Raw genomic sequence first — 24472 nt, forward strand, 5'->3', positions numbered from 1 at the left:
TCACCGCTTCCGTGCGGACCGGATTTCCTTGGGGGGAACGGTAGTTGGGGGGCATGGCGGCAGTGTTGCCGGGCCGTTTCCGCGGTCCGGTCTCCGTGGGGTGTCGGCGGCGGGACATGCTCCTCCTTGCGGCGGGTGGGCGGGGCCTGGCACGGGTCGGTCCGGTGGGGCCGCCGCCTTGAGGGCGGCCTCGACGACCGGGCCCACCTCGGGCATGGCCGCGGCGGTGACGATGCCGGTGTGGTCGGCGCGGACGGCGACGGTGTCCACCCGGCCGTCGAGGAGCGGCTGCCAGCTTTCGGAGGCGGGGCCGGCGGGGTGGTGGCCGGCCGCCGCGTCGAAGCAGAGCACCGGTCCGGGGTAGCGGACCGGGCGGTGTTCGGCCAGTGCCCGGACGTTGTGCCGGGCGACCTCGACGAGCCGGCCGACGGTCCGTTCGTCGAGGGAGCCGAGGGCGCTGCCGGCGGCCCGCAGGGCGTCGCGCAGGGCGGTGGCCGGGGGCAGGTCGGCGCCGTCCGGCGGCTCGGCGGTGATGCCGTCCAGGGCGAGCGGCACCAGGGTGTGCGGGTCGAGGGTGGTGCCCCAGCCGAGGACGTCGCCGGGGTAGGCGTCGAGCAGGACCAGCAGGGTGGGCGGTTCGCCCCGGGCCGCGAGGTCGGCGGCGATCTGCTGGGCGACGGTGCCGCCGAACGACCAGCCGGCGAGGACGTACGGGCCGTGCGGGCACAGGGTGCGGATCCGGGCGAGGTAGCCGGCGGCGAGGTCGGCGACGGTGCGCGGGCCGGGGTCCTCGTCGGTGAGCCGGGGGTCCTGGAGGGCGTGGACCGGGTGGCCGGCCGGGACGTGGCGCAGCAGGGGGGCGTAGGCCCAGCTCAGGCCGTTGGCGGCGGGGATCAGGAAGACCGGCGGGAGGTCGCCGTCGGCGCGGAGGGTGAGGACCTCGCCGAGGTCGGCGCCGGCGCCGTCGGCGTCCAGCAGGGCGCTCAGTCCGGCCGCGGTCGGGGCCCGGAAGAGGTCCTGGACGCCGAGTTCGACGCCGAGCACGGAACGGATCCGGTGGACCAGGCGGGTGGCGAGCAGGGAGTGGCCGCCGAGTTCGAAGAACCCGTCGTCGATGCCGACCGGGGGCAGGCCGAGGACCTCCCCGAAGAGGCGGCACAGCACGACCTCGCGGGGGCCGCGCGGGGCCCGGCCGTGTTCGGCCGCGGCGAAGTGCGGGGCGGGCAGCGCGCGGCGGTCGAGTTTGCCGTTGGGGGTCAGCGGGAGGGCGTCCAGGGTGAGGAGCGCGGCGGGCACCATGTAGTCGGGCAGCCGGGCGGCGAGTCGGTCGCGCAGGGCGGCGGGGTCGGGGGCGGGCCGGTCCGGTTCCGGCACGACGTAGCCGGCCAGCAGTTTCTCGCCGGCGGGGTCGGTGTGGACGGCGACGGTGGCCTGGCCGACGCCGGGCAGGGCGGCGAGCGCCGCCTCGACCTCGGCCGGTTCGATCCGGTAGCCGCGGATCTTGACCTGGTCGTCGGCGCGGCCGAGGAAGAACAGCCGGCCCCGGGTGTCCCGGCGGACGAGGTCGCCGGTGCGGTACATCCGCTCGCCGGGGGCGCCGTACGGGCAGGCCACGAAGCGTTCGGCGGTCAGTGCGGCGCGACCGGTGTAGCCGCGGGCCAGGCCCGCTCCGGCCAGGTACAGCTCGCCCACGACGCCGGCGGGGACCGGGCGGAGCGCCTCGTCCAGGACGTGGGCCCGGGTGTTGTCCATGGGGCGGCCCAACGGGACGGTGCCGTCGGACCGTTCGCCGGGCTGCCAGGACGTCTGGGTGACGCAGAGGGTGGTTTCGGTCGGGCCGTACAGGGCGCGGACGGCGGTATCGGGGCAGGCGGCCAGTACCCGGTCGACGGCCTGTCCGGAGACCGCGTCGCCGCCGGTCAGCACCTCGCGGACGGGCGCGAAGCAGTGCGGGTGGTCCTCGGCGACGGTGCGGAACAGGCCGGCGGTCAGGTGGACGTGGGTGATCTGGTGCCGGCTGATCAACCGGGTCAGGGCCGGCCCGTCGAGTGCGCCCGGGGGTGCGACGACCACGCAGCCGCCGTTCAGCAGGGTCACCCAGATCTCGTAGGTGGAGGCGTCGAAGGCGTGCGGGGCGTGGAAGAGCACCCGGTCGCCGGGGCCGAGGCCCCAGCAGGAGTCGCGGGCCAGGTCGAGGACGTCCTGGTGGGTGGTGCCGATGCCCTTCGGCTCGCCGGTCGAGCCGGAGGTGTACATCACGTAGGCGAGGTGGTCGGGGTGGACGGCGGGTGGTGCGGTGGGCCGGCCGCGGTCCGCCGTGGCGCGGGCGCCGGGGGTCAGGACGGTGTGCCCGGTGGCCGCCGGGTGGTCCCGGAGCGCGGGGTCCGCGAGCAGTAGCGGGCTGCCGGCCTCCGTCAGCGCCGCCCGGAGGCGGGCTTCCGGGTGGGCGGGCTGCAGCGGCAGACAGGCGGCGCCGGCCTTGAGGACGGCGAGCTGGGCCACCAGGAGGTCGGCGGAGCGCTCCATGAGCAGCGGGACGGCGGTGTCGGGGGTCGCTCCGGCCCGGATCAGCCGCTGCGCCAACCGCTCCGCCCGGTGGGCGAGTTCGGCGTAGGTCAGGGCGGTGTCGCCGTGGACGACGGCGGGGGCGTCGGGTGCGGCGGCCGCCCGGGCGTCGAAGGCCTCGACGACGGTGCCGGGCGGGGACGGCCGGACGGTGCCCTGCCAGCCGCGGCTGATCTGCTCGTGTTCGGCGGCGGAGAGCAGGTCGAGGGCGCCGAGGCGCTGCTGCGGGTCGGCCGCGGCCCGGTCGAGCAGCCGGAGCAGCCGCTCGCCCAGGGCCTGGGCGGTGGGCTCGTCGAAGAGGGCGGTGCGGTAGGTGAGGGAGAGTTCCAGCAGGTCCTGCTCGGGCCGTTCGTCGAAGGCGAACTCCAGGTCGAACTTGGCGCCCTGGGCCTGGGCGCGGTCGGTGACGCAGGTGGCGCCGGGCAGTTCCAGGCCGAGGTCGCCGCCGTACGCCCAGGAGAGCATCACCTGGAACAGCGGGTGCCGGGAGGGCGAGCGGGGTGGCTGGAGTTCCTCGACGAGCCGGTCGAAGGACAGGTCCTGGTGGCTGAAGGCGGCCAGGTCGGTGTCCCGTACCCGGGCCAGCAGGTCGGCGAAGGTGGGGTCGCCGGAGGTGTCGGTGCGCAGCACCAGGGTGTTGACGAAGAAGCCGATCAGGTCGTCGAGGGTGTCGTCGGTGCGGCCGGACACGACGGTGCCCAGCGGGATGTCGGTGCCCGCGCCCATCCGCGTCAGCAGGGCAGCCAACGCGGCCTGGACGACCATGAGTTCGGTGGCGTGGCCGGTCCGGGCGAGGTGCCGGATGCCGGCGCGGGTGGGGGCGCCGACGGGGAGGCGCAGGGTGCCGTGGGCGGTGCCGGCCCGGGCCGGGCGGGGGCGGTCGGCGGGCAGCGGCAGTTCCTCGGGCAGGTCGCGCAGGGCGGTGCGCCAGTGGGCCAGGCCGCGGGCGACCGGGGAGCTGGGCACCGACTCCTCGTCGAGTGCGGCCCGTTGCTGGAGCGCGAAGTCGGCGTACTGGACGGGCAGCGGCTCCCAGTCGGGCGTCCGGCCGTGCAGCCGGGCGGCGTACGCGGTGGACAGGTCGCGGCCGAGCCGGCTCACCGACCAGCCGTCGCAGGCGATGTGGTGCAGTGCGAGGACGAGCACCCACCGGTCCGGCGCCGACCTGAACAGCCGTGCGTGCAGGGGGAGTTCGGTGGTGAGGTCGAAGACGTGGGCGCTGGCGGCGGCCACCGCGGCGGGCAGGGCGTCCGGGGTGCGGTCGGTCGCCGGCAGGTCGAGGCGCACCTGGTCGGCGGGCAGTACCCGCTGGGTCGGCTCGCCGTCCCGCTCGCCGTAGAGGGTCCGCAGCACCTCGTGGCGGGTGACGACGTCGCCGAGCGCGGCGGCCAGCGCACGGTGGTCGAGAGTGCCGGTGATCCGGGTGACGACCGGGATGTTGTAGGTCGCGCCGGGGCCGGCCAGCCGGTCCAGGAACCACAGGCCGCGCTGGCCGGAGGAGAGCGGTACGGACTCCGGGCGGGGCACGACCCGGGTCACGGGCCGGTGCGCGGGGTCGTCGGCGGCGAGGTGGGCGGCGAGTGCGGCGACCGTCTGGGCGCCGAACAGTGCCCGCACCCCGATCTTGACGCCGAGCACCGTCCGGATCCGGTTGATCAGCCGGACGGCGAGCATCGAGGTCCCGCCCAGGGCGAAGAAGTTGTCGTCGACCGTCACGTCGGGGGTGTCGAGGACCTCCGCGAACAGACCGCGCAGGATCTCCTCGCGCGCGCCGCGCGGACCGTGCGGTGCGGGGCCGGTGCCGTCCAGTGTCATCGGGAAGACCTCATCCCATTGCGCTCTTCCGGAAATGCAAAAGGAATGTGCGGAAAGGCGATGCGGCGGTCATTCAACCGGCCGCCGGGAATCCGCACAAGCAACGTCCGGTGTCCCGCCGGCGGGACACCGCGGGTTCCTTGACACCCCTTCCGACGCCGACCTACGTTGCCGAGCGCCGTCGCCGGAGCGCGGTGGAAGCCGCATGCCGATCCGGGTCAACTCGTCCGCGCCGAAAGGGGATTCGGCTTGCCGGAAGCGCCGAGCAGCATGAAAGCACCGCGCACCATCACTTCGGTGTTCGCCGCGCGGGTGGGCGAGCGGAAGGACGCGCCCGCGGTCGGGCACGGCGGCGGTGCCGCGCTGTCCTACGGGGCTCTCGACGAACGCAGTGCCGCCCTCGCCCGCGCCCTGGCCGGTTGCGGCGTCCGGCCCGAGGACCGCATCGGCATCCTGATGGAGCGCGGCCCGGACGTCGTGGTCGCGCTGCTCGGCACGCTGAAGGCGGGGGGCGCCTACGCCCCGCTGGACGTCCGCTCCCCCGCCGCGCGGCTGCGGACGGTGATCGGCGAGTGCGGTACCCGGCTGGTGCTGGTGGACACCGCGGCGCGGGCCGCGGCGCTGCGCGCGAGCTGCGCCGAGGACCCCGCCGGCGGTCCCGCCGGGCTGGAGGTGCGGGTCCTCGGGGAACTGCTGGACCGCGCGCCGGGGGACCCCGTGGCGCCCCCGCCGCCCGTGTTACCGGAGCAACTCGCGTACGTCATCCACACGTCGGGCTCGACCGGCCGCCCGAAGGGCGTGGCGATCAGCCACCGGGACGTGGTGGAGTTCGCGGCGGACGAGTGCTGGGACGGGATCGACGCGCGGGTGCTGCTGCAGTCGCCGCTGGAGTTCGACGCGTCGGTGTACCAGATCCTGGTGCCGCTGCTGCGCGGCGGCACCGTCGTCGTCGCGCCGCCGGGGCGGCTGGACCCGGCCACGCTGGTGCGGCTCCTCGCCGCGGAGCGGATCACCTCGACGTTCATCACGCCGTCGATGTTCAACCTGATGACGGAGGAGTCCCCGGACGCCTTCGGGCACGGCTGCCAGGTGTGGATGGGCGGCGAGGTGGCCTCGCCCAGCGCGGTGGCGCGGACGCTGGCGGCCTCCGGCCCGGGGTCGGTGGTCAATGTGTACGGGCCGACCGAGGTGACCGTCTTCGCCACCCGGCACCTGGTCACGGAGGTGGGCGACGGGCCGGTCCCGATCGGCTCGGCGCTGGCCGGTGTGCGCACCCATGTGCTGGACGAGCGGCTGCGGCCGGTCGGCCCGGGCGAGGTGGGTGAGCTCTATCTCGCCGGGCGGGGCGTGGCGCGCGGCTACTGGGGGCGGCCGGAGCTGACCGCGGGCCGGTTCGTGGCGGACCCGTTCGCGGCGGACGGCAGCCGGATGTACCGCACCGGCGATCTGGTGCGGCGCCGCACGGACGGGCTGCTGGAGTACTTCGGCCGCGAGGACAACCAGATCAAGCTGCGGGGTTTCCGCATCGAGCTCGGGGAGATCGAGCACCAGCTGACCCGCCGGGACGACGTCGCCCGGGCGGCGGTCGTTCCGCTGCCCGACAACCACGGTGGCAGGAACCTGGTCGGGTACGTCGTCCCGGCCCCTCCGGCCACCGCCGGGACGGTCGGGGACGGCTGGCCGGCCCGGCTGCTGGACGGGCTGCGGCTGGCCCTGCCGGGGCACATGGTCCCCGCCGCCTGTGTGGTGGTGGACCGGCTGCCGCTGACCAACAACGGCAAGCTGGATGTGCGGGCGCTGCCGGCGCCGGTGTTCGAGGGGGCCGGGCGGGGCCCGCGCGACGAGACCGAGCGGCTGCTGTGCCGGGTGTTCGCGGACGTGCTGGGGGTGGACCGGGTCGGTATCGACGACAGCTTCTTCGCGCTGGGTGGGCACTCGCTGACCGCGACCCGCGCGGCGGTGGGCATCGGCGCCGCGCTCGGCGTCCGGCCGGGTCTGGAGGACCTGTTCGCGGCGCCGACGGTGGCCGGGCTGGCGGAACGGCTGGAGCGCCGCAGGCAGGCCGGACCGGCGGCCCGGGTGCCGCTGGTGGCCGGAGCACGTGAGGGCCGCGCCGAACTGTCGCACGGGCAGCGGCGGTTGTGGCTGCTGTACCAGCTGATGGGGGACGCCGACCCGGGCTACCACATCCCGCTGGTCCTCCGGCTGCCCGACCCGGTGGACGCCGACGCGCTGCGTGCCGCCCTGGCGGATGTGACAGAGCGTCATGAGAGCCTGCGGACGGTCTTCCCCGCCGACGGCGAGACCTGCCACCAGGTGGTCCTCGACCCGGCCGACGCCCGGCCCCGGCTGACCGTCACCGACTGCCGGCCGGCCGAGGTGGCAGGGCTGCTGGCCCGTGCCGTCCGCGCCCCGTTCGACCTGGAGAGCGAGCTGCCGCTGCGGCTGTCGCTGTTCCGCACCGGCCAGGAGAGCGTGCTGCTGGTGGTGTGGCACCACATCGCCGCCGACGGCTGGTCCTTCACCCCGTTCTTCCGCGATCTGTCCCGGGCCTACGCCGCCCGGCGCGCGGGCACGGCACCGGACTTCCCGCCGCTGCCGGTCCAGTACCGGGACTACGCGGCCTGGCAGCGCCGGGTCCTCGGCGACCGCGACGACCCGGACAGCCCGCTCGCGCGGGCGCTGGCCCACTGGCGCACCGCGCTGGCCGGCATTCCTCAGTGCACGCCGCTGCCCGGTGACCGGCCCCGCCCGGAGGTGGCCGGCGGTGCCGGGGACGTGGTGGAGTTCGTGATCCCGGCGGAGCTGCGCCGGGCGCTGGACGAACTGGCCAGGACCAGCGGCTGCACGCTGTTCGTGGTGCTGCAGGCGGCGCTGGCCGGGTTGCTGACCCGGCTGGGCGGCGGTGAGGACATCGTGGTGGGGACCCCGACCGCGGGCCGCGCGGACGAGGCGCTGGACGATCTCGTGGGGTTCTTCGTCAACACCGTGGTGCTGCGCACCGACACCTCCGGCGATCCGCCGTTCGGTGAGCTGCTGCACCGGGTGCGGCAGGCGTGGATCCCCGCGTACGCCCACCAGGACGTGCCGTTCGACCTGCTGGTGGAGGCGGTCAACCCGCCGCGGAGCCTGTCCCACCACCCGGTGTTCCAGATCGCGTTCGGGCTGCTGAACACCGCCGGGTCGGCGCTGGTGCTGGACGGCACCGCCCATGAGTGGCGGCTGGCCGGTTCCGGCGCGGCCCGCTTCGACCTCGCCTTCGACCTGGTCAGCCGTACGGCGCCGGACGGCGCGCCGGGCGCGCTGGACGTCAGTCTGGAATACGCCACCGAGCTGTTCGACCGTTCCACCGTGGAGCGGCTGGCGGGCCGGTACGTCCGGCTGCTGCGCGAGGTGGCCGCCGACCCGGACCGGCGGCTCGGCGCACTCCCCCTCGACCCTCCTGAAAGGTCATCACCATGAATCCCTTCGACGACGCGGACGGTACGTTCAAGGTCCTGGTCAACGCCGAGGGCCAGTACTCCCTGTGGCCGTCGTTCGCCGAGGTCCCGCAGGGCTGGGAGGTGCGGCTGGACGACCGCGGGCGGGCGGAGTGCAGCGCGTACATCGAGGAGCACTGGACGGATCTGCGGCCGGCCTCCCTGGTGGCGGCGATGGCCGCGGCGCAGGACGGCAGGGGCTGACCCCGGTGGAGCACGAGATGCCGGCGACGACCTCTGCCCCTGCCGGGCCGCTCCGCCAACTCGGCCTGGACCACCTGGGTTTCGCGGTCGGTGACCTGGCGGCGGCCGCGGAGCCGTTCACCGCGCGCTACGGCTTCGGTGTCCTGGACCGCTCCCCCGGCGTCTCCGGTGCCGCGGAGGACGGTGTGCGGACGGTGGCGGTGGGCGCCGGCGGCATCCGGCTGGTGCTGACCGCGGCGCAGGACGCCGGCCATCCGGCCGCCCGGTACGTCGCGCACCACGGTGACGGGGTCCGGGACATCGCGCTGCGGGCGCCGGACGCCGCGGCCGCGTTCGCCGAGGCGGTGCGGCGGGGCGCGGAACCGGTGGCCGGGCCGGCCGAGCGGGACGGGGTGGTGACCGCCTCGATCGCCGGGTTCGGCGACGTGGTGCACACCTTCGTGCAGCGGCCGGTACCGCCGGGCGGTGTGCCCGGGCCGTCGGCCACCGGGCTGCACGGGATCGACCACCTGGCGGTGTGCCTGGAGCCGGGGCGGCTGGGGCCGGCCGTCGAGTACTACGAACGGGCCCTGGGCTTCGCCGCGGTGTTCACCGAGCGCATCGTCGTCGGGGCGCAGGCGATGGACTCGGTCGTGGTGCAGAACGACGCCGGGACCGTCACGCAGACGCTGATAGAGCCGGACACCGGCCGCGAGCCGGGCCAGATCGACCGGTTCCTCACCTCCCACGGCGGCGCGGGCGTGCAGCACGTCGCGTTCGCGTCGGACGACATCGTCCGCTCGGTGGGACTGCTGTCGGCACGCGGCATCGGCTTCCTGGACACCCCCAGCACCTACTACGACATGATCCCGGGCCGGCTGACGCTCGCCCGGCACTCGGTCGACGAGCTGCGGGACCTGAACGTGCTGGTCGACCAGGACCAGGACGGCCAGCTGCTGCAGATCTTCACCCGGTCCGCGCACCCGCGGGGAACGCTGTTCTTCGAGGTCATCGAGCGGCTCGGCGCCCGGACGTTCGGCAGCGGCAACATCAAGGCGCTGTACGAGGCGGTGGAGTTGCAGGAGAACCGGTCGGACGCGAACCGGTGAGGGCGCCGCCCGGTGCGCCCGCAGGGCCCGCGCCCGGGGTGGTCAGAAGCTCCGTTCCGGCGGGGGGAATCCGGGCGGCTCGGGCAGCCAGAGCAGGCCGGAGGTGGCCAGCAGATAGCCGAGTTGGGCGCGGCTGTTGCTGCCCAGTTGCCGGGAGACCCGGCTGATGTGCTTGGCGACGCTGCGGCGGCTCATGCCCATCCGCCGGGCGATGGAGTCGTCGGTCTCGCCGGACACCACGGCCTGCAGTATGGCCCGCTGGACGTCGGAGGTGATCAGCGGGGACCGGGCCGGTACGCCGCCCGGTCCGACCGGCACCGAACGGGACCAGGCGCTGTCGAAGAGCGCGGCGAGGAAGCGCAGCAGGGCGGGGTGCCGGATCTGCAGGGCGCTGTCGCTGCGCTCCTCGGAGGTGGGGATGAAGGCCACCTGCCGGTCGCAGATGATCATCCGCTCGAACACCTCGACCAGGGTGTGGACTTCGGCCCCGGCGGTGGTGACCTTCTCGATGTAGGCCAGGGTGGGTGCGTGCGAGCGGACGGTGTGCTGGTAGATCGTCCGCTGCCGGACGCCGCGGGCGAGCATCCGCAGGTCCCGGTCGAGTGCCTCGCTGAGCAGGTGTGCCGGGCGTCCGCCGCCCGGCTGGGTGGTGAGGAGTTCCTCGCGGCAGCCGTCCACGGCGGCCTCCAGGGCGTTGCTGATGACGGTGGCGCCGTCGAGGACGGTGAGCGTGGGCTGTTCGCGTTTCCTGGCGTCGTCGTAGGTCCTGGTGAAGACGGACAGGGTGGCCTGGACGGAACGGTAGGTGCGCTGCTGGTCGGCGATCGCCTCTTCTATGGGGCGCAGCGCGGCGATCGCCGCCGCCTCGGGCGGAACGGGGGTGGTGGCGCCGGGCGTCCGTGGGTCGTCGGCGACGAGACCGAGTGCGCGCAGGCACGGCGGGACGGTCTCCCGGCGTGCCGTTCCGTCACGGAGAATGAGGCGGTAGTAGCTCAGCGCATCGCCGCACACCCGACCTGAGGGTAATTCACCCCCATTGCACCGACATCGACCCAGTTCTTCATCGTTCACAACTATGCAGGTTACATTTGTGCACCCCGTCCGCAGTCCAATGATCTTGATGAGCCGAAGAGGATAAGCGGCGCCAGCCACACCTTTGGCCGCACAATGGGGGACCACGATGCCTCGCATCCTGCGCGTTTTCACCATCGCCGCCGTCCTGGCCACCACCGTCGGGTATGGAATTGACCATTCCGATTCGTCTGCCGAGCGCGCGGACCAGCTCACTTCCGGCGCCTCGGGCGTCGTCCTCGGCGACTCGGCCTGGGGACGCGTTCCCGCCCCGCACACCGGGCCGTTCTGAGCGCCCTGGGCAGAGCATTTCCCGACGGACGGCCGACACCTGACCGGACCTCATGGCACGGTCCGGCCGGTGCGCGGCGCCCGTCCGGTTCGAAGCAACCGCACCGAGGAGAAGCCTTGAGCACATCGTCCGCTGCCCTGGGCACCGCTCCGCGCGCCGGATCGGGCAAGGACATCACCGAACTCCCCGCCGCACGGCCCCGGCAGAGCGGGCCGGACGACACCGCCCGGGGCGTGTTCGTCACCCGCGTCGGCCTCCAGATCCCGGCCGCGGTCAGCTACGACACCTGGAAGAGCGCCGGCCGGAGGATCTCGGCCGTCGCCAACTCGTCGGCCTGGTGCCTGGGCGACTGGCTGATCTACGGCCAGTGGCGCTACACCGACCGCTACCGCAGGGCGGTCGACGCGGTCGGCCTCGACTACCAGACACTGCGCAACTACGCCTGGGTGGCCCGGCGGTTCGAGGTGTCCCGCCGGCGGGACGGCCTCAGCTTCCACCACCACGCGGAGGTGGCGTCGCTGCCTCCCCATGAGCAAGACTACTGGCTCAACCGGGCCGAAGAACTGGGCTGGTCGCGCAATCAATTACGGGCGAACGTCCGGGCCGCCCGGGAATCCGAACCGGCCGCCACCCGCAAAACCGCATCCGTCGGAATTCAGCTCACCCCGGAACGCATCGCCCGGTACCGCGCAGCCGCGGAACGCAGCGACAGCAGCCTGGAAACCTGGATGGTGGAACGGCTGGACCTCGCGGCCAACAATGCGCTCGGCAGTTACAGCGGCTGACCTGACGGTGCCCCGGAATGCCGTACCCGAATAGGCGCTGAGTGAAAGGTGCTGAACGTGCGTCCTGCAAATCCGCCGGATTCTCCGTCGCTCGCCTGGGAACTCGCCCCGGGAAAACCGGCGCTGGCCCGGATTCCCGGCCTGGCCGATATGGCCGCGGCCCGTGACTGGCTCACCGCCGCCCGCCCGGAACTGACCCGGGCGCTGCACACCTACGGGGCGGTCTATCTGCGCGGCCTGCCCCTGGCGGAGGTCGGTGACGTCGCCGCGGTCCGCGACGTCCTCATCCCCGAGTCCACGCCGTACCGCGAAAAGGCCACCCCGCGCAGCGACTTCGGCCAGGGCGTCTACTCGTCCACCGACCTGCCGGCGTCCCAGCGCATCCACATGCACAACGAGAACAGCTACACCCTGACCTTCCCCGGCCTGCTGCTGTTCGCCTGCCTGACCGCGCCGGAGGAGGGCGGCGCCACCCCGGTCGCCGACTGCCGCAAGGTGCTCGCCCGCATCCCCGCGCCCCTGGTGGCGAAGATGCGGCAGACCGGCTGGCTGCTCCGCCGCAGCTACTCCGACCACATCTCCACCGACTGGCACAGCGCGTTCGGCTCCGACGACCGGGCCGCGGTGGAGCGTTACTGCGCGGACAACCTGATCGCGCACGCCTGGCAGGAGGACGGCAACCTGCGCACCGGCCAGGTACGGCCCGGCGTCATCAGCCACCCGGTGACCGGGGACGAGGTCTGGTTCAACCACCTGGTCTTCTGGAACGAGTGGTCGCTGGACGAGGAGCTGCGGGAGATCCTGCTCGACGAGTTCGGCCCGGACGGGCTGCCCTTCCGCACGGCCTTCGGCGACGGCAGCGCGCTGACGCAGGAGGACCTGGCGGCCGTCCAGGCCGCGTACGACGCGGCGACGGTCCGCGAGCCCTGGCAGCCGGGCGATCTGCTGCTGGTCGACAACATCCTCACCGCGCACGGCCGCGACCCGTTCCGCGGCGACCGGCGGATCGCGGTGTCGATGGGCGCGCCGGTCGAACTGGCCGACTGCCGGCCCACCGTGCCGCCGGCCGCCGCGTTCGGCTGACCGGCCGCGGCACGGCCCGCCGGACCGCCCGCCCCTCCCTTCCCTCCCTCCGCGGGACGCCCCCGCGCGGCACAAGGAGTCTGTTCATGGCTGACCTCCGTCCGGAGCCGGTCGACGCCGTCCGGCGGTTCGCCCGGGTGGTGCGCGAGCACCCCGAGCGGATCGCGGTACGGGACGGCGAGGACGCCCTGACCTTCGCCGAACTCGACCGCCGCACCGCCCGGTTGGCCCGCGCGCTGGCCGCCCGCGGTATCGGCCGCGGCGCCCGGGTCGGGGTGGCGCTGCCCCGTACGGCCCGGCTCGTCGTGGCGCTGCTGGGGGTGTGGCGGGCGGGCGCCGCCTACGTACCGCTGGATCCGCACTATCCGCGGGCCCGGCTTGCTTTCATGGCGCAAGACGCCGGCATCGCGGCGCTGCTCGCCGGAGAGGGCGCCCCGCTCGGGGCGGCGGCCGGGGCCGTGGTGCTCGATCCGGACGTCCCGGAGGCCGCCGGGGCGGCGGAGGACGACCTTCCCGCGGACCCGGCGGGCGGCAGTCCGCTCGACCCCGCCTACCTGATCTACACCTCCGGTTCGACCGGCCGCCCCAAGGGCGTGGAGGCGTCCCGCGGCGGGGTGGCCGCGCTGCTGGCGGGGCTGGAGGAGGCCGGCGCCTACGCGGACGCGCCCCGGGTGGTCGCCTGGAACGCCAGCGTGTCCTTCGACGCGTCGGTGCAGCAGTGGGCGCGGGTCTGCCGCGGCGACACCGTGGTCGTCCTGTCCGAGGAGGACCGCAAGGACCCGGCCCGGCTGGCCGCGGTGCTCGATGCGCACGCGGTCACCGATCTCGATCTCACGCCGTCCCACTGGGAGTTGCTGCGCGGGACGCTGGCCGCGCCGCGGTCCGACGGGCGGACGCTCCGGCTGTTCATGGGCGGCGAACCGGTGCCGGCGCGGACCTGGCGGGAGCTCGCGGAGGCGGCCGGGTCGGGCGGTCCGGAGGCGCTGAACCTCTACGGCCCGACCGAATGCACGGTCGACGCCACGGTCGGGTGGATGACGGGCCAGACCCCGCACCTCGGGGACTCCCTGCCCGGCGGCCGGCTGTACGTGCTCGACGAGGCGCTGCGTCCGGTGCCCGAGGGCGCCGACGGCGAGCTGTACGTCGCCGGGCCGCGGCTGGCCCTCGGTTACGCCGGCCGCCCGGCGCTGACCGCGGAGCGGTTCGTCGCCGATCCGTTCGGCGGGCCCGGCGCGCGGATGTACCGCACCGGCGACCGGGTGCGGCGCTCCGGGGGCCGCCTGGTCTTCCTGGGCCGGGCCGACCGCCAGGTGAAGTTCCGCGGCTTCCGGATCGAGCCGGGCGAGATCGAGCACGCGCTGGTCTCGGCCGAGGGTGTCGGCAGCGCCGCGGTCGTGGTCCGCGCCGACGGGCCGGCCGGTGAGCGGCTGGTGGCGTACGCGGTGCCGTCCGGCGGGGCGGCGCCCGACCCGGGCCGGCTGCGGGACCGTCTCGCCTCGGTGCTGCCGGACTTCATGGTGCCGTCGGACTGGGTGCTGCTCGACGCGCTGCCGCTGACGGCCAACGGGAAACTGGACGTGGCCGCGCTGCCGGCGCCGCCGGACGGCGCCGGGGCGTCGGACGGCGCGGCCGCCGAGCCGGACGGGCCGTTCGAGAAGCTGATCGCCGAGGTGTGGTCGGAGGTGCTGGGCCGGCAGCGGATCAGCGCGGACGACGACTTCTTCGCCCTGGGCGGGCACTCGCTGATGGCGCTGCGGGTCGTGGGGCGGCTCAAGCGGAACCTCGGCGTGGTGATCTCGGTCAAGGAGGTCTACCGCCATCCGCGGCTGCGGGACCTGGCGCGGCACGTACAGGGCCACCACGACGCCCCCGCACCGGCCGGCTGAGCACCGCCCCGCCGGGTCCGCGTACGGACGGACACCGCCGAGCAACGCTTCCGCTTCCGCTTCCCGAGAAGAGAGACCCACCCATGCAGGACACCATCGTCGTCCGCCCCCAGCCGGTCCCGGACGCCACACAGCGGCTGGTCTGCCTCGGCTTCTGCGGCGGCGGGGCCGGCTCGTACCTCGCCTGGACGGAGGCGGTGCCGCCCGGCACGGAGCTGGCGGCGGTCTGCTACCCGGGGCGGGAGGGCCGGTTCGCCGAGGACCACGCCCGGGACTGGGACGAGCTGGCCGAGGACGCGGTCGCCGCGGTGCTCTCCGCCGCCGGCCTGCCTTATGTGCTCTTCGGGCACAGCATGGGCGGCTGGATGGCCTTCGACGTCGCGGCGCGGATCGAGGAGCGCGGTGGGCCGGCCCCGCGGGCGGTCGTGGTGTCCTCGGCCAACGCGCCCAGCCGGGGGCTCACCCCGCAGGACATGTTCCCGGCGCAGCACCAGTCGGACCGGGAACTCATGGACTGGATGCGGGAGTTCGGGCTGCTGCCGGCACATGTGCTGGGCGACCCGGACCTGTGTGAGATCGCCGTGGAGCTGATGCGCGCCGACCTCCGGGTGCGCGACTCGTTCTACCACCGGCCGGGCGCGGCGGTGCGGGCACCGCTGCAGGTGCTGACCGGGGCGGCCGACGAGGTGATCGATCCGCAGACGGCACGGCAGTGGCGGAACCTGGCGGCCGGCCCGTTCCGCCACGACGAGCTGCCGGGCGGGCACTTCTACACCCCGAAGGTGTGGCAGAGCCTGCCGTCCCGGATCGCCGCGCTGGGCACACCGGCGGCCTGACGGGCCGGACGGGGGACGGCGGGGCAGTGGTGCGGGTTTCAGCGCTCGGCCGGTGCGTGCTCCCGGGCCCGGGCCGGCCGGAGTTCACCGGCCGCGGCGGCCGCGGTGAGGACGAGGGTGAGCAGCACCCCGGCGAGGATCGCGGTGCTGGGCGTGGCCAGCCCCAGCACCACCCCGGAGAGCGAGGCGCTGGCGGCGTATCCGGCGCCGACCACCGAGTACATCATCGAGTAGCCCGCGGCCAGCGCGCTCTGCGGCAGTACGGCACGCAGCCCCAGCGCCCGGGTCACCTGCAGTCCGGCCTGCAGCAGCCCGGCCAGGACCAGCGCCGCCGCGATGACGCCGAGCAGCGGGACCACCCCGGCCGCGGCCACACAGGCGGCCACCCCGAGCAGCAGGACCAGGCTCTGGGTGCCGAGGCGGCCGGGCCAGCTGCGCAGCCCGTAGAGCAGCGACCCGGCGGCGGAGGCGAGGGCGTACCCGGCCAGCAGCGGACCGGACCAGCCGACCGCGACGTGGCGCTGTTCCAGCAGGGCGGGCAGGACGAGTTCGGCGAGGGCGAGCAGCGTCATCGCCGCGGCGCCCGACACATAGACCGGCCAGGCCGCGGCCAGGGTGCGGAGCATGGGGATGCCGTCGCGGTCGGCGGGGTCCGTCCGCCAGCCGGGCGGCAGCGCCCACAGTCCGGCGACGGACAGCGCCATCAGGCCCGCCGCCAGCAGCAGCGGGGCGTGCGGGGCCACCCCGAAGGCCAGGGCGCCGGCCGCGGCGGGCGCGGCGGCCCAGACCGCGTACAGGAGGGTGGCCTCCGCGCTGAGCGCTTTGGTGACCAGGCCGGGGTCGACGTGCTCGGTCAGCAGGGTGCGCAGGCCGCCGGGGGACGCACCCGGGCCGGCCCCGGCGACGAACGCGAACGCGCCGAGCAGGAGGCCCGGCGCACCGGGCAGCAGTCCCAGGCCGGCGAACGCCACGGCGCCCGCACCGAGGCCGCCGGCGAGATGGCGCCGGGCCCGGTCGGGCCGCAGCCTCGCCCCGAGCAGCGCCGCGCCGATAACCTCACCCACCACGTAGACGGCCGCGAGTTCGGCCCCCAGCACATATCCGCCGGGCCGTTCCCGTACCAGGAAGACGAGCGCCAGCGGGGCCATCGCCACCGGCAGCCGCGCCGCGGTGGCGACCGCGGCCCAGCTCAGCACGTGCCGGGTGAGGAGCGCGCGATAGGTGGGGGCTGCCATCCCCGGACTGTAGGACCGGGCGGAAATGGCGGACAAGGCAGGAGGGCACCGCCCGGCCGATAAAGAACCGGACGGCCGGGCCGTACCGCGGAAGTCTTGCTCCGCCTCGGGGGAACGGCATTACTTTTCTCCATCGCGCCGACCGGGCGAGCCGCCCGGTCTCTCCCCCACCGCCGGGACCCACCGCACCGAGCATTCCGAGCAGGGCCGCGTAGTCCCGCGACGTCCCGAGAACTCCCGAGCTTCCTCCTCCGAGTTGACCACCGATCAGGAGTTACGCATGCTCATACGCCAGACGGTCGTTCACGATGACTTCCGCACCGCCGCGGACATGGCTGCGGATTCCGCCCGGGAACTGACGCGGCTGCGCGAGTCGCGGATCACCGAACTGGTCGCACGGACGGGCTGCGCCGGGCCCGCCGACGTGCCCTGGTCCGCCCGGAGTTTTCCGGTGCTCGCGGCGCTCGCCCCGGTCATGACGTCACCGGAAGGCGAAATCACGTACCCGGGCGACCCGATGTGTCTTTATGCGGCCTTGAGCGTTCCGGTCGACAGCGCGCTGCGTTCCGCCCGGCTCGGCGCCGCAGCGGACGCCCCGTTCAGCGATCTCTGCCCCAGCTGGGGGAAGCCGCCGTCGAAGGTGCACCGGCTGAGCGCGGAACACGGACTTCCGTCGCAGCGCGCGAGTACCGGGACGTCGGACGCCACGGTCTTCGACCCGCGGGTGTGGGACGCGGAGGCCCGGGCGGAACTGCGGGCCGAACTCCGCCGGCACCGGCCGCGGGTGTTCCTGGTCAGTACGGTCTCCCCCGGCCACCGGTACGCGCTGGAAATGGCCCGCATCGTGAAGCAGGAACTGCCGGACTGCCTGGTGGTGTTCGGCGGCCGGCACATGGACGAGACGATGCGGTACGCCCCGGCGAAACGGTCCGTCGTCCTGGAATACAGCTCCACCCTCCAGGCCATCGACGACCGGCGGGCGGAGCCGGTGGTGGACTTCTGCGTCAGCGGTGAGGGGCAGTTCGCCCTCGACCTGCTGATGAAGGCGATCGCCCTGGCCATGGACCTGGACCGGACCCGGGCCACGGTCCCTGAGGTGGTCCGGGTCCTGGGGCTCTTCGGCGCCGCCGGCACACGGGTCCCGGGCAATTCCCTGGTGTGCGCCCTGGACCTGGACACCGTGCACGCCTTTCCGATAGCCGGCGAAAAGCTCGATCTCGCCGCGCTGCCCTCCCCGTATCAGGGCTTCGCCATCCGCTCGCGTTTCCCGGTCTTTCCGCTGCCGGACGGCTCGCCGGCCCGTACGGCCCATATGACGGTGTCCAACGCCTGCCCGTACCACTGTGATTTCTGTTCGGAATCGGCGCTGGTGGTCGGTGGTCTGAAGCGGTTCCGGGGGTCGCCGGCCGAAACCGCGCTGGAGCGGGTCTGTGAATACGTCAGCTACGGCGCCGAGGCGGTCTTCTTCGACGACTCCATTTTCTGGACCGGTTCCTTCCCCCTGATGCGGGAATTCTGCGCCCTGCTGCACGCGGCCCGTACCGCCGCGGGGCCGGAGAGACTCCCCGAGGGCTGCCGGCGGTGGATCACCGACGAGGGCGACCGGCAGCGGCTGCGGCAGCTGCAGTTCGGCTGCCAGGTCACCGCCGACCTGCTCACCACCCTGCACAAGGAGGACGAGGTGCGCGAGCTGCTGGTGGCCCTGCGCGACGCCGGCTGCACCTACCTCTACATGGGCATCGAAAGCATGTCGACGGACGTCATGCAGCATGTGCACAAGAACATCCGGCGGATCACCGACTTCCCGTGGAAGGCGAAGGTCCGTACGGCCCTGGAGCGCATCCGGGACGCCGGGATCCCGGTCGGCAGCTCGGTGCTGTTCGGCCTGGAGGGCGAGACCCGCAAGACCATCGAGGAGACCGTGTACGAGGTCGGCCGGCTGGTCGACGACGGGCTGATCATGCTGGCCAGCCCGAACATCCTCACCTACCACCCGGCCACCAAGATCACCCGGGCGCACGGCATGCACGACCGGCTGGACTACCACTCCCCCGACATCGACAACCGGCCGCCGTACGTCTTCTTCGAGGAGGCCTTCCCCGGCGTCGTCTCCCGGCGCCTGACCGAGGACGACATCTGGTTCATCCACGAGCAGACCGCCACCCGCTGGGGCGCCATCCGCAATTCCGCGGAACCCGAGGTCAGAAAGGTGGAGACGGCGGGCTGAGGGGACACCGGCGGTTACCGGCCGCCGCTCCGCGTCACCCGTTCGGACGAATGCGGGGACGGACCGGCGCGAGACCCTGCTCGGCCTTGGGGGACGGCGGGCAGCGGCCCGCTCCCGCCGTCCCCGGGCCCCCGGACGGCCGGGCCGACCCGTCGCGCCGCTTCTACGCTGATCGAGATGTCAAGGCCTGTATCCGTCATTTCGGGAGGTCAGCATGGAGTCCGACTCCACCGTCTGGAACTGTCCCTTCGACTACGCCGAGGCTCTGGAGTTCGATCCGACGCTCAAGCGCCTGCTGACCGAGGAACCGGTCGCCCGTATCCAGCTGCCGCACGGCGACGGCTGGGCCTGGCTCGTCACGCGCTACGAGGACGTACGGACGGTGACCACCGACCGGCGCTTCAGCCGGCACGCGATCGTCGGCCGTGACTTCCCTCGGATGACGCCCGAGCCGATCGTCCAGGACGAGGCGATCAACGTGATGGACCCGCCCGACAGCAGCCGGCTGCGCAGCCTGGTGTCCAAGGCGTTCGCCCCGCGGCACGTGGAGCGGATGCGGGAACGCACCCGGCACGTCGTCGACGACCTGCTGACGCGGATGGCCGAGCACGGTCCGCCGGCCGACCTGATGGAGCACCTCGCGGGCCCGCTGCCCCTGATCACGATCTGCGAGGTCCTCGACATCCCCGAGGGCGACCAGGCGCAACTGCGCGCCCACGCCCGGACGATGATGAACCTCCGCGTCGACAACAAGGACAACGCGGTCCGGTCCAAGGCCGAGATGCGGGAGTACTTCCGCAAGCTGACCGCGGAGCGGCGCCGGAACCCGGGCGACGACCTGATCAGCGTGCTGGCGACGGCCCGCGACGGGGACGAGATGCTCGGCGAGCAGGAACTCACCGTGATGGCCATGGTCCTGCTCATCACCGGCCAGGACACCACCACCTACGAGATCGCCAACCTCTCCTGCCTGATGCTCTCGCGGCCGGAGGTGCTGGCGCAGGTGCGCTCCCGTCCCGAGCTGCTGCCGCAGGCGATCCAGGAGATGCTGCGGTTCATCCCGTTCCGCAAGGGCGTGGGCATTCCGCGCGTCGCCCTGGAGGACGTGACGCTGAGCGGCGTGACCATCCGGGCCGGCGACATCGTGCATGTCTCGTACCTGACGGCCAACCGGGACGGCAGCAAGTTCGACCGTCCCGACGAGCTGGACCTCGACCGTGACGGCCCGAACCACATGACGTTCGGCTGGGGCGGGCACCACTGCCTGGGCGCCCCGCTCGCGATCACGGAGCTGGAGGTCGCGCTCGGTTCGCTGCTGGAGCGCTTCCCCGGGCTGGCGCTGGCGAAGCCACCCGAGGAAATCCGCTGGAACCAGAGTTCCATCTGGCGATATCCGCTGGAACTGCCGGTGGTGTGGTGAGTCCGGCAGAGGCGTCGACGGGCGCCGGGTACCGGCCGCGAAATGCGGAGATCAACCATCCGGCGTACCGTATCTAACTCGAACGGCTCGGCCACAGGAAGGCCGTTCCGCTTCATCCAAAAACGCGGGGAGATCGGGAGAGTTCCTATCGGGAGAGTTCATTCTTCAACGACTGGTTCGCTCGCATTTTCCCAAAGGGTCCGGACATACCGGCGGCCGGTGGATTTTCTGAAACCGGCGGCCGGTGCGGCTCCACACTGCAGATCAGGAACTGCACCGGGCGGACCACAGTTCTGCTCCAAGGAGTGCATCCCATGGCGGTACTGTGCAAACCGGCAATCGCGGTCCCCGAATACGTCATCACGCAGGAAGAAACCCTGGAACTGGCCAGAAGGCTGCACAAGGACCACGCGCAGCTACGACTGGTCCTCCGGCTGATCGAGAACACCGGTGTGCTCACCCGGCGGCTGATCCAGCCGATCGACAAGGTGCTCAAACACCCCGGGCTGGAGGCCCGCAGCACCGTCTACGAGCAGGAATCCAAGGCCCGGGTGCCCGCGGTGGTGCGCCAGGCCCTGGACGAGGCCGAACTGGAGCCGCAGCAGATCGACTTGATCATCTACGTCTCCTGCACCGGCTTCATGATGCCGTCCCTCACCGCCTGGCTCATCAACACCATGGGCTTCCGTACGGAAACCCGGCAGATGCCGATCGCGCAACTCGGCTGCGCCGCGGGCGGCGCGGCGATCAACCGCGCGCACGATTTCTGCACGGCCTATCCCGACGCCAATGTCCTGGTGGTCGCCTGTGAATTCTGCTCGCTGTGCTACCAGCCCACGGACCTCGGTGTCGGATCGCTGCTGTCGAACGGATTGTTCGGCGACGCGATAGCCGCCGCGGTGGTCCGGGGGCGCGGCGGCACCGGCGTTTCCCTGGAGCGCAACGGCTCGTACCTCATTCCGCACACCGAGGACTGGATTTCCTACGCGGTGCGCTCGACGGGGTTCCATTTCCAGCTGGACAAGCGGGTACCGGGCACCATGGAACCGCTCGCCCCGGCCCTGCGCGAACTCGCGCAGCAGCACGAATGGAACGCCGGAAAGCTGGACTTCTACCTCGTCCACGCGGGCGGTCCGCGCATTCTGGACGACCTCTGCCGCTTCCTCGGCGTGCCGCCGGAAGCCTTCCGCTTCAGCCGCGCCACGCTCACCGAGTACGGCAACATCGCCAGCGCGGTCGTCCTCGACGCCCTGGGCCGCCTGTTCGACGAGGGCTCCGCCGACGACGGTCACCGCGGTCTGCTCGCGGGCTTCGGCCCGGGCATCACCGCCGAGATCTCGCTGGGGAGCTGGACCACGGCCTCGTAGCGTCCTGGCCCGCGGTCCCGGCGGCCGTTACCCGGCACGGCCGCGTAACGGCCGTGCCGGGTAACGGCCTTACCGCGTAACGGCCGTGCCGCGTACACGGGAGTTACCCGCCTCGCCCAGGCCGGACGAGCCCGCCCACGCCGAAGCCCCCGGTCCTCAGCGGAACCGGGGGCTTCGCACCACGCATCGCGTGCGGCGTCAGCCGACCCACGCGGGAACCAGCACCCGTTCCCGCCCCAGGGCAGTGAGGGTGGTGTCCCCGTTCATGGCGAGCTTCCCGCCCGGCCAGAGCGTGACCAGGTCGTCCTGCCGGGTGCCGCCGCCGTACGCCCCGGCGGTGACGAGCCGGCCGTTGCGCCAGGCGGACTTCGCGGGCCGGAGCCGGTGTTCGCCCTTCAGGCCCTTGACCGCGACGTTCTCGTAGGCGGTGACCTCGCCGTCCGACCACCGGACGATCAGGTCCTGGTCGCCGGCCGCGGTCCGGAAGTCCCCAGCGGCGAGATCGGCCGCGTGCGTCCAGGTCGGGTCCCGCTTGCCGAGCTGCCTCTCGGCGTGCAGCCCCTTGCCGTCGACGTTGGCGTAGAGCGTCACTTCCCCGTCGGACCAGCGCACCACCAGGTCGTCGCGGCGCGTGTTGCCGCCACCGAACCGGCCGGCGGCGAGGCCGTACGCATGCGTCCACGTCCCGTTGGGCCCCTTGAGCTGGATCTCGTTGCGGAGCTTGTTGGTTTCGTTGACGTCCTTGTAGAGGGTCAGCTTGCCGTTGGCCCACCGGACGAGCAGATCGTCGGTGGAGTCACCGGTGAAGTCCCCCGCGGTGACGGCCTTGGCCTGCTTCCAGAGCTCGTTCTTCTTGGCGAGCGTGATGTCCTTGCCGAAGCCGTACTGCCGGTTGCCGGGGTAGAGGGAGAGCTCGCCGTCGGACCAGCGCACGATCAGGTCACCGGTGCCGTTCCGCACCGAGGCGCTGTGGAAGCGGCCGCCGGTCATCGCCGTGGCGTGCTGCCAGGTGGAGCCGTCGCCCAACTGGCCTGCGCTGTCCGGCACCGCGTCGTCGACCGCCTGGCGGTAGAGCCGGAAGACGTCGCCGTCGAACTGCGACGAATAGGAGACGTCGGGGGTGGGCCCGCCGGTCTTGTAGCCGCCGATGGCGCCCACGAGGTCGCCCCGGCTCCCGTCGAAGTGCTCCAGGAACGGCCCGCCGCTGACGCCCGAGCGGAAACCGTCGCACGCGATCTCCATGAACCGGCCCTGGAACGCCTTGGTGTCGTTCCTGCACTGCAGCGGTGTCTTCTGGCCGCCGGGGTAGCCGACGAGGGTCACGTCCTTGCGCGCCAGCTGTGCCGACGAAACGGAGGTGAGCCGGTTCCCGCCGCCGACCGCGTCCTCCAGCAACTGCCCCTGGGAGTTCGGCCCGACCCGCACGACCGCGAAGTCCACGTCGTCACTGGGTGACGAGGTCAGGTACCGCCCGTCGATCCAGACCTTGCCCGCCTGCACCGGGAAGAGCCCGTACGGCGTCTCCCCCGCCTCGCCCGCCTGCGAGGCCCCGGCGCGGTAGCCGGGCACGAAGGCGGCGTCGCGGTAGGGCTTGTCACCCGCGAGGCAGTGCGCGGCGGTCAGCGCCAGACTCTTGGTCGGCGAGGCCACGGCGCTGGCGCTGCAGAACTGATTGGGCGTCGCCGATCCGTCGGCACTGCGGATCAGGAACACGCCCACGGTCGCCACGCCCGCATCGGCCCGATGGGTCGGCACCAGCGAACGCCGGCCCGTACCCGTGGCACCCGCCGTGTCCCGGCCCTTCCCGCCCTCCTGCACCGCGTCCATCGGTACGGCGGCGCGGATCCGCTCCGGCGTCCAGTAGCGCTCCGTCTCGCGCGCGTCGCGGATCGCCTCCGCCGTCACGGGCGGCGGGGTCGGCCCGGCGTCGGTGGCAGCCGCATGGGGAGCGGGCTGGCTCTCCGTGTCGCGAACGGCGAGCGCCGGCACGGCGATCGCGAGGGACACACAAGCTCCGAGCGCGGCGGCACGCGCCCACGGTATTCGTTTCATGGACCTGTCTAGGGACGGACGACATCGGTCGTGGAGTCAACTGGCGGCTCCGGGCGCACGGAAGGAAGCGCCTCCGGGCCGGCGCCCGCATAATCTCATCCCCACGAGCGTCCGGACGAACGAATGACCGATTCACTCCCCTCGCCCGCGCGGGCCAGGGGATCGGAAAACACCGACAACCGCCCGGGAAGGCCACTAAGCTACCGTTCAGTAGCACTCGTGTTTCGGACTCGCTTCAGACGCAATGCAGTCCGCCCGTCCCGGCCCTGAGGAGCCCTCATGCAACTCGCCGCGATCATCGTGTCGCTGGTCCTCACAGCGGTCGGCGTTGCGCTCATCGGCCGCGCCGTCGCCCAGATCGTGCGGTTCGTCAGGATCGGCGCCCCCGTCCCGGCGGGCAGCCGTACCGACGCCCCCAAGCAGCGCAGCCTCACGCTGGCCAAGGAGTTCGTCGGCCACACCCGCATGAACCGCTGGGGCGTCGTCGGCATCGCGCACTGGTTCGTCGCCGTCGGCTTCCTCACCCTCGGCCTGACGATCCTCACCGCGTACGGCCAGCTCTTCAAGGCCGACTGGATCCTGCCGGTCGTCGGCGACTGGCTGCCGTACGAGCTGTACACCGAATTCATCGCGCTCGGAACGACCGTCGGCATCGTGGTGCTGATCGCGATCCGGCTGATGAACCTGCCCTCCCGGGCCGGCCGCAAGTCGCGCTTCGCCGGATCGACCGCCTGGCAGGCGTACTTCGTCGAGTACGTCATCCTCGTCATCGGCGTCTGCATCCTCGCCCTGCGCGGACTTGAGGGCGCCCTGCACCACGTCGAGGGCTACGAGGCCGGCTACTGGGCCTCGTACCCCCTGGTCGCCGCCTTCAAGGGCCTGAGCGTTACGACCCTGCAGAACCTGGTCTACTTCTTCGCGATGATCAAGCTCGGGGTGACCATGACCTGGGCGATCACGATCGGCCTCAACACCGACATGGGTGTGGCCTGGCACCGCTTCCTGGCGTTCCCCAACATCTGGTTCAAGCGCGAGGCGGACGGCGATGTGGCGCTGGGTGCGCTGCA

15 protein-coding genes and 1 pseudogene are annotated in these 24472 nt (G+C 73.0%); 12 read left to right on the forward strand and 4 right to left on the reverse strand.

The features are described from left to right. Entirely contained in the window at positions 1 to 4380 is a 4380-nt protein-coding gene (locus AB0G35_RS32330; protein ID WP_360956821.1) for an amino acid adenylation domain-containing protein, read from the reverse strand. Between the two features lie 270 nt (positions 4381 to 4650). On the opposite strand from AB0G35_RS32330, the gene AB0G35_RS32335 reads away from it, so the two are divergent. The 3 genes from AB0G35_RS32335 to hppD are packed head-to-tail and all read left to right on the forward strand — an operon-like array spanning position 4651 to position 9151. Continuing rightward, a complete protein-coding gene (locus AB0G35_RS32335; protein ID WP_360956823.1) occupies positions 4651 to 7842 on the forward strand; it encodes an amino acid adenylation domain-containing protein in 3192 nt (1063 codons plus the stop codon). Continuing rightward, positions 7839 to 8063: an MbtH family protein gene (locus AB0G35_RS32340; RefSeq protein ID WP_360956825.1), complete on the forward strand. Its 225-nt coding sequence runs from the start codon at positions 7839 to 7841 to the stop codon at positions 8061 to 8063. Before AB0G35_RS32335 ends, AB0G35_RS32340 begins: the two co-directional genes overlap by 4 nt. A gap of 17 nt (positions 8064 to 8080) precedes the next feature. Next, positions 8081 to 9151 (forward strand): 4-hydroxyphenylpyruvate dioxygenase, encoded by a 1071-nt coding sequence (gene hppD / locus AB0G35_RS32345; protein WP_360956827.1) that lies wholly within the window; start codon positions 8081 to 8083, stop codon positions 9149 to 9151. Between the two features lie 42 nt (positions 9152 to 9193). On the opposite strand, the gene AB0G35_RS32350 is transcribed toward hppD, so the two are convergent. Then, complete coding sequence (locus AB0G35_RS32350; RefSeq protein ID WP_360956829.1) at positions 9194 to 10162, reverse strand: LuxR C-terminal-related transcriptional regulator; 969 nt, start codon at positions 10160 to 10162, stop codon at positions 9194 to 9196. Positions 10163 to 10331: 169 nt separating this feature from the next. Here AB0G35_RS32350 and AB0G35_RS32355 point away from each other — a divergent pair, with 169 nt between their 5' ends. The 5 genes from AB0G35_RS32355 (at position 10332) to AB0G35_RS32375 (ending at position 15104) form a co-directional block, all read left to right on the forward strand. Beyond that, positions 10332 to 10514, forward strand: coding sequence for a hypothetical protein (locus tag AB0G35_RS32355; RefSeq protein ID WP_360956831.1), 183 nt, complete (start codon positions 10332 to 10334; stop codon positions 10512 to 10514). A 116-nt stretch (positions 10515 to 10630) separates the two neighbouring features. After that, complete coding sequence (locus tag AB0G35_RS32360) at positions 10631 to 11299, forward strand: LmbU family transcriptional regulator (protein WP_360956833.1); 669 nt, start codon at positions 10631 to 10633, stop codon at positions 11297 to 11299. A gap of 57 nt (positions 11300 to 11356) precedes the next feature. After that, positions 11357 to 12382 carry a TauD/TfdA family dioxygenase gene (locus AB0G35_RS32365; protein ID WP_360956835.1) on the forward strand — a complete coding sequence of 342 codons (1026 nt, stop codon included), beginning with the start codon at positions 11357 to 11359 and terminating at the stop codon, positions 12380 to 12382. 86 nt (positions 12383 to 12468) lie between these two features. After that, entirely contained in the window at positions 12469 to 14268 is a 1800-nt protein-coding gene (locus tag AB0G35_RS32370) for a non-ribosomal peptide synthetase (protein ID WP_360956837.1), read from the forward strand. 83 nt (positions 14269 to 14351) lie between these two features. After that, positions 14352 to 15104 carry an alpha/beta fold hydrolase gene (locus AB0G35_RS32375; protein ID WP_360956839.1) on the forward strand — a complete coding sequence of 251 codons (753 nt, stop codon included), beginning with the start codon at positions 14352 to 14354 and terminating at the stop codon, positions 15102 to 15104. A 38-nt stretch (positions 15105 to 15142) separates the two neighbouring features. Here AB0G35_RS32375 and AB0G35_RS32380 read toward each other — a convergent pair whose 3' ends face one another. After that, a complete protein-coding gene (locus AB0G35_RS32380; RefSeq protein ID WP_360956841.1) occupies positions 15143 to 16339 on the reverse strand; it encodes an MFS transporter in 1197 nt (398 codons plus the stop codon). Between the two features lie 280 nt (positions 16340 to 16619). Between AB0G35_RS32380 and AB0G35_RS32385 the strand changes: the two genes are divergently transcribed. The 3 genes from AB0G35_RS32385 (at position 16620) to AB0G35_RS32395 (ending at position 21353) form a co-directional block, all read left to right on the forward strand. Further along, a complete protein-coding gene (locus AB0G35_RS32385; RefSeq protein ID WP_360956843.1) occupies positions 16620 to 18566 on the forward strand; it encodes a B12-binding domain-containing radical SAM protein in 1947 nt (648 codons plus the stop codon). 214 nt (positions 18567 to 18780) lie between these two features. Continuing rightward, positions 18781 to 19986 carry a cytochrome P450 gene (locus AB0G35_RS32390; RefSeq protein ID WP_360956845.1) on the forward strand — a complete coding sequence of 402 codons (1206 nt, stop codon included), beginning with the start codon at positions 18781 to 18783 and terminating at the stop codon, positions 19984 to 19986. A gap of 314 nt (positions 19987 to 20300) precedes the next feature. Then, a complete protein-coding gene (locus AB0G35_RS32395) occupies positions 20301 to 21353 on the forward strand; it encodes a type III polyketide synthase (protein ID WP_360956847.1) in 1053 nt (350 codons plus the stop codon). A gap of 198 nt (positions 21354 to 21551) precedes the next feature. Here the strand turns inward: AB0G35_RS32395 and AB0G35_RS32400 are convergent, their stop codons facing one another. After that, the gene (locus AB0G35_RS32400) at positions 21552 to 23360 is read right to left on the reverse strand and encodes a hypothetical protein (RefSeq protein ID WP_360956849.1); all 1809 of its coding nucleotides are present in this window, start codon (positions 23358 to 23360) and stop codon (positions 21552 to 21554) included. A gap of 324 nt (positions 23361 to 23684) precedes the next feature. Here AB0G35_RS32400 and AB0G35_RS32405 point away from each other — a divergent pair. After that, positions 23685 to 24472: pseudogene (locus AB0G35_RS32405) on the forward strand (Fe-S oxidoreductase); the annotation flags it as partial.

It is taken from the genome of Streptomyces sp. NPDC021749 (assembly GCF_040640655.1).
In the GTDB taxonomy this organism is placed as follows: Bacteria; Actinomycetota; Actinomycetes; order Streptomycetales; family Streptomycetaceae; genus Streptomyces.

Excerpts from the sequence above, each read along its gene's own strand:
- hppD (WP_360956827.1), top strand. The coding sequence starts at position 8,081 with ATGCCGGCGACGACCTCTGCCCCTGCCGGGCCGCTCCGCCAACTCGGC.
- AB0G35_RS32385 (WP_360956843.1), top strand. The coding sequence starts at position 16,620 with ATGCTCATACGCCAGACGGTCGTTCACGATGACTTCCGCACCGCCGCG.
- AB0G35_RS32370 (WP_360956837.1), top strand. The coding sequence starts at position 12,469 with ATGGCTGACCTCCGTCCGGAGCCGGTCGACGCCGTCCGGCGGTTCGCC.
- AB0G35_RS32375 (WP_360956839.1), top strand. The coding sequence starts at position 14,352 with ATGCAGGACACCATCGTCGTCCGCCCCCAGCCGGTCCCGGACGCCACA.
- AB0G35_RS32330 (WP_360956821.1), bottom strand. The coding sequence starts at position 4,380 with ATGACACTGGACGGCACCGGCCCCGCACCGCACGGTCCGCGCGGCGCG.
- AB0G35_RS32390 (WP_360956845.1), top strand. The coding sequence starts at position 18,781 with ATGGAGTCCGACTCCACCGTCTGGAACTGTCCCTTCGACTACGCCGAG.
- AB0G35_RS32380 (WP_360956841.1), bottom strand. The coding sequence starts at position 16,339 with ATGGCAGCCCCCACCTATCGCGCGCTCCTCACCCGGCACGTGCTGAGC.
- AB0G35_RS32395 (WP_360956847.1), top strand. The coding sequence starts at position 20,301 with ATGGCGGTACTGTGCAAACCGGCAATCGCGGTCCCCGAATACGTCATC.
- AB0G35_RS32340 (WP_360956825.1), top strand. The coding sequence starts at position 7,839 with ATGAATCCCTTCGACGACGCGGACGGTACGTTCAAGGTCCTGGTCAAC.
- AB0G35_RS32355 (WP_360956831.1), top strand. The coding sequence starts at position 10,332 with ATGCCTCGCATCCTGCGCGTTTTCACCATCGCCGCCGTCCTGGCCACC.
- AB0G35_RS32335 (WP_360956823.1), top strand. The coding sequence starts at position 4,651 with ATGAAAGCACCGCGCACCATCACTTCGGTGTTCGCCGCGCGGGTGGGC.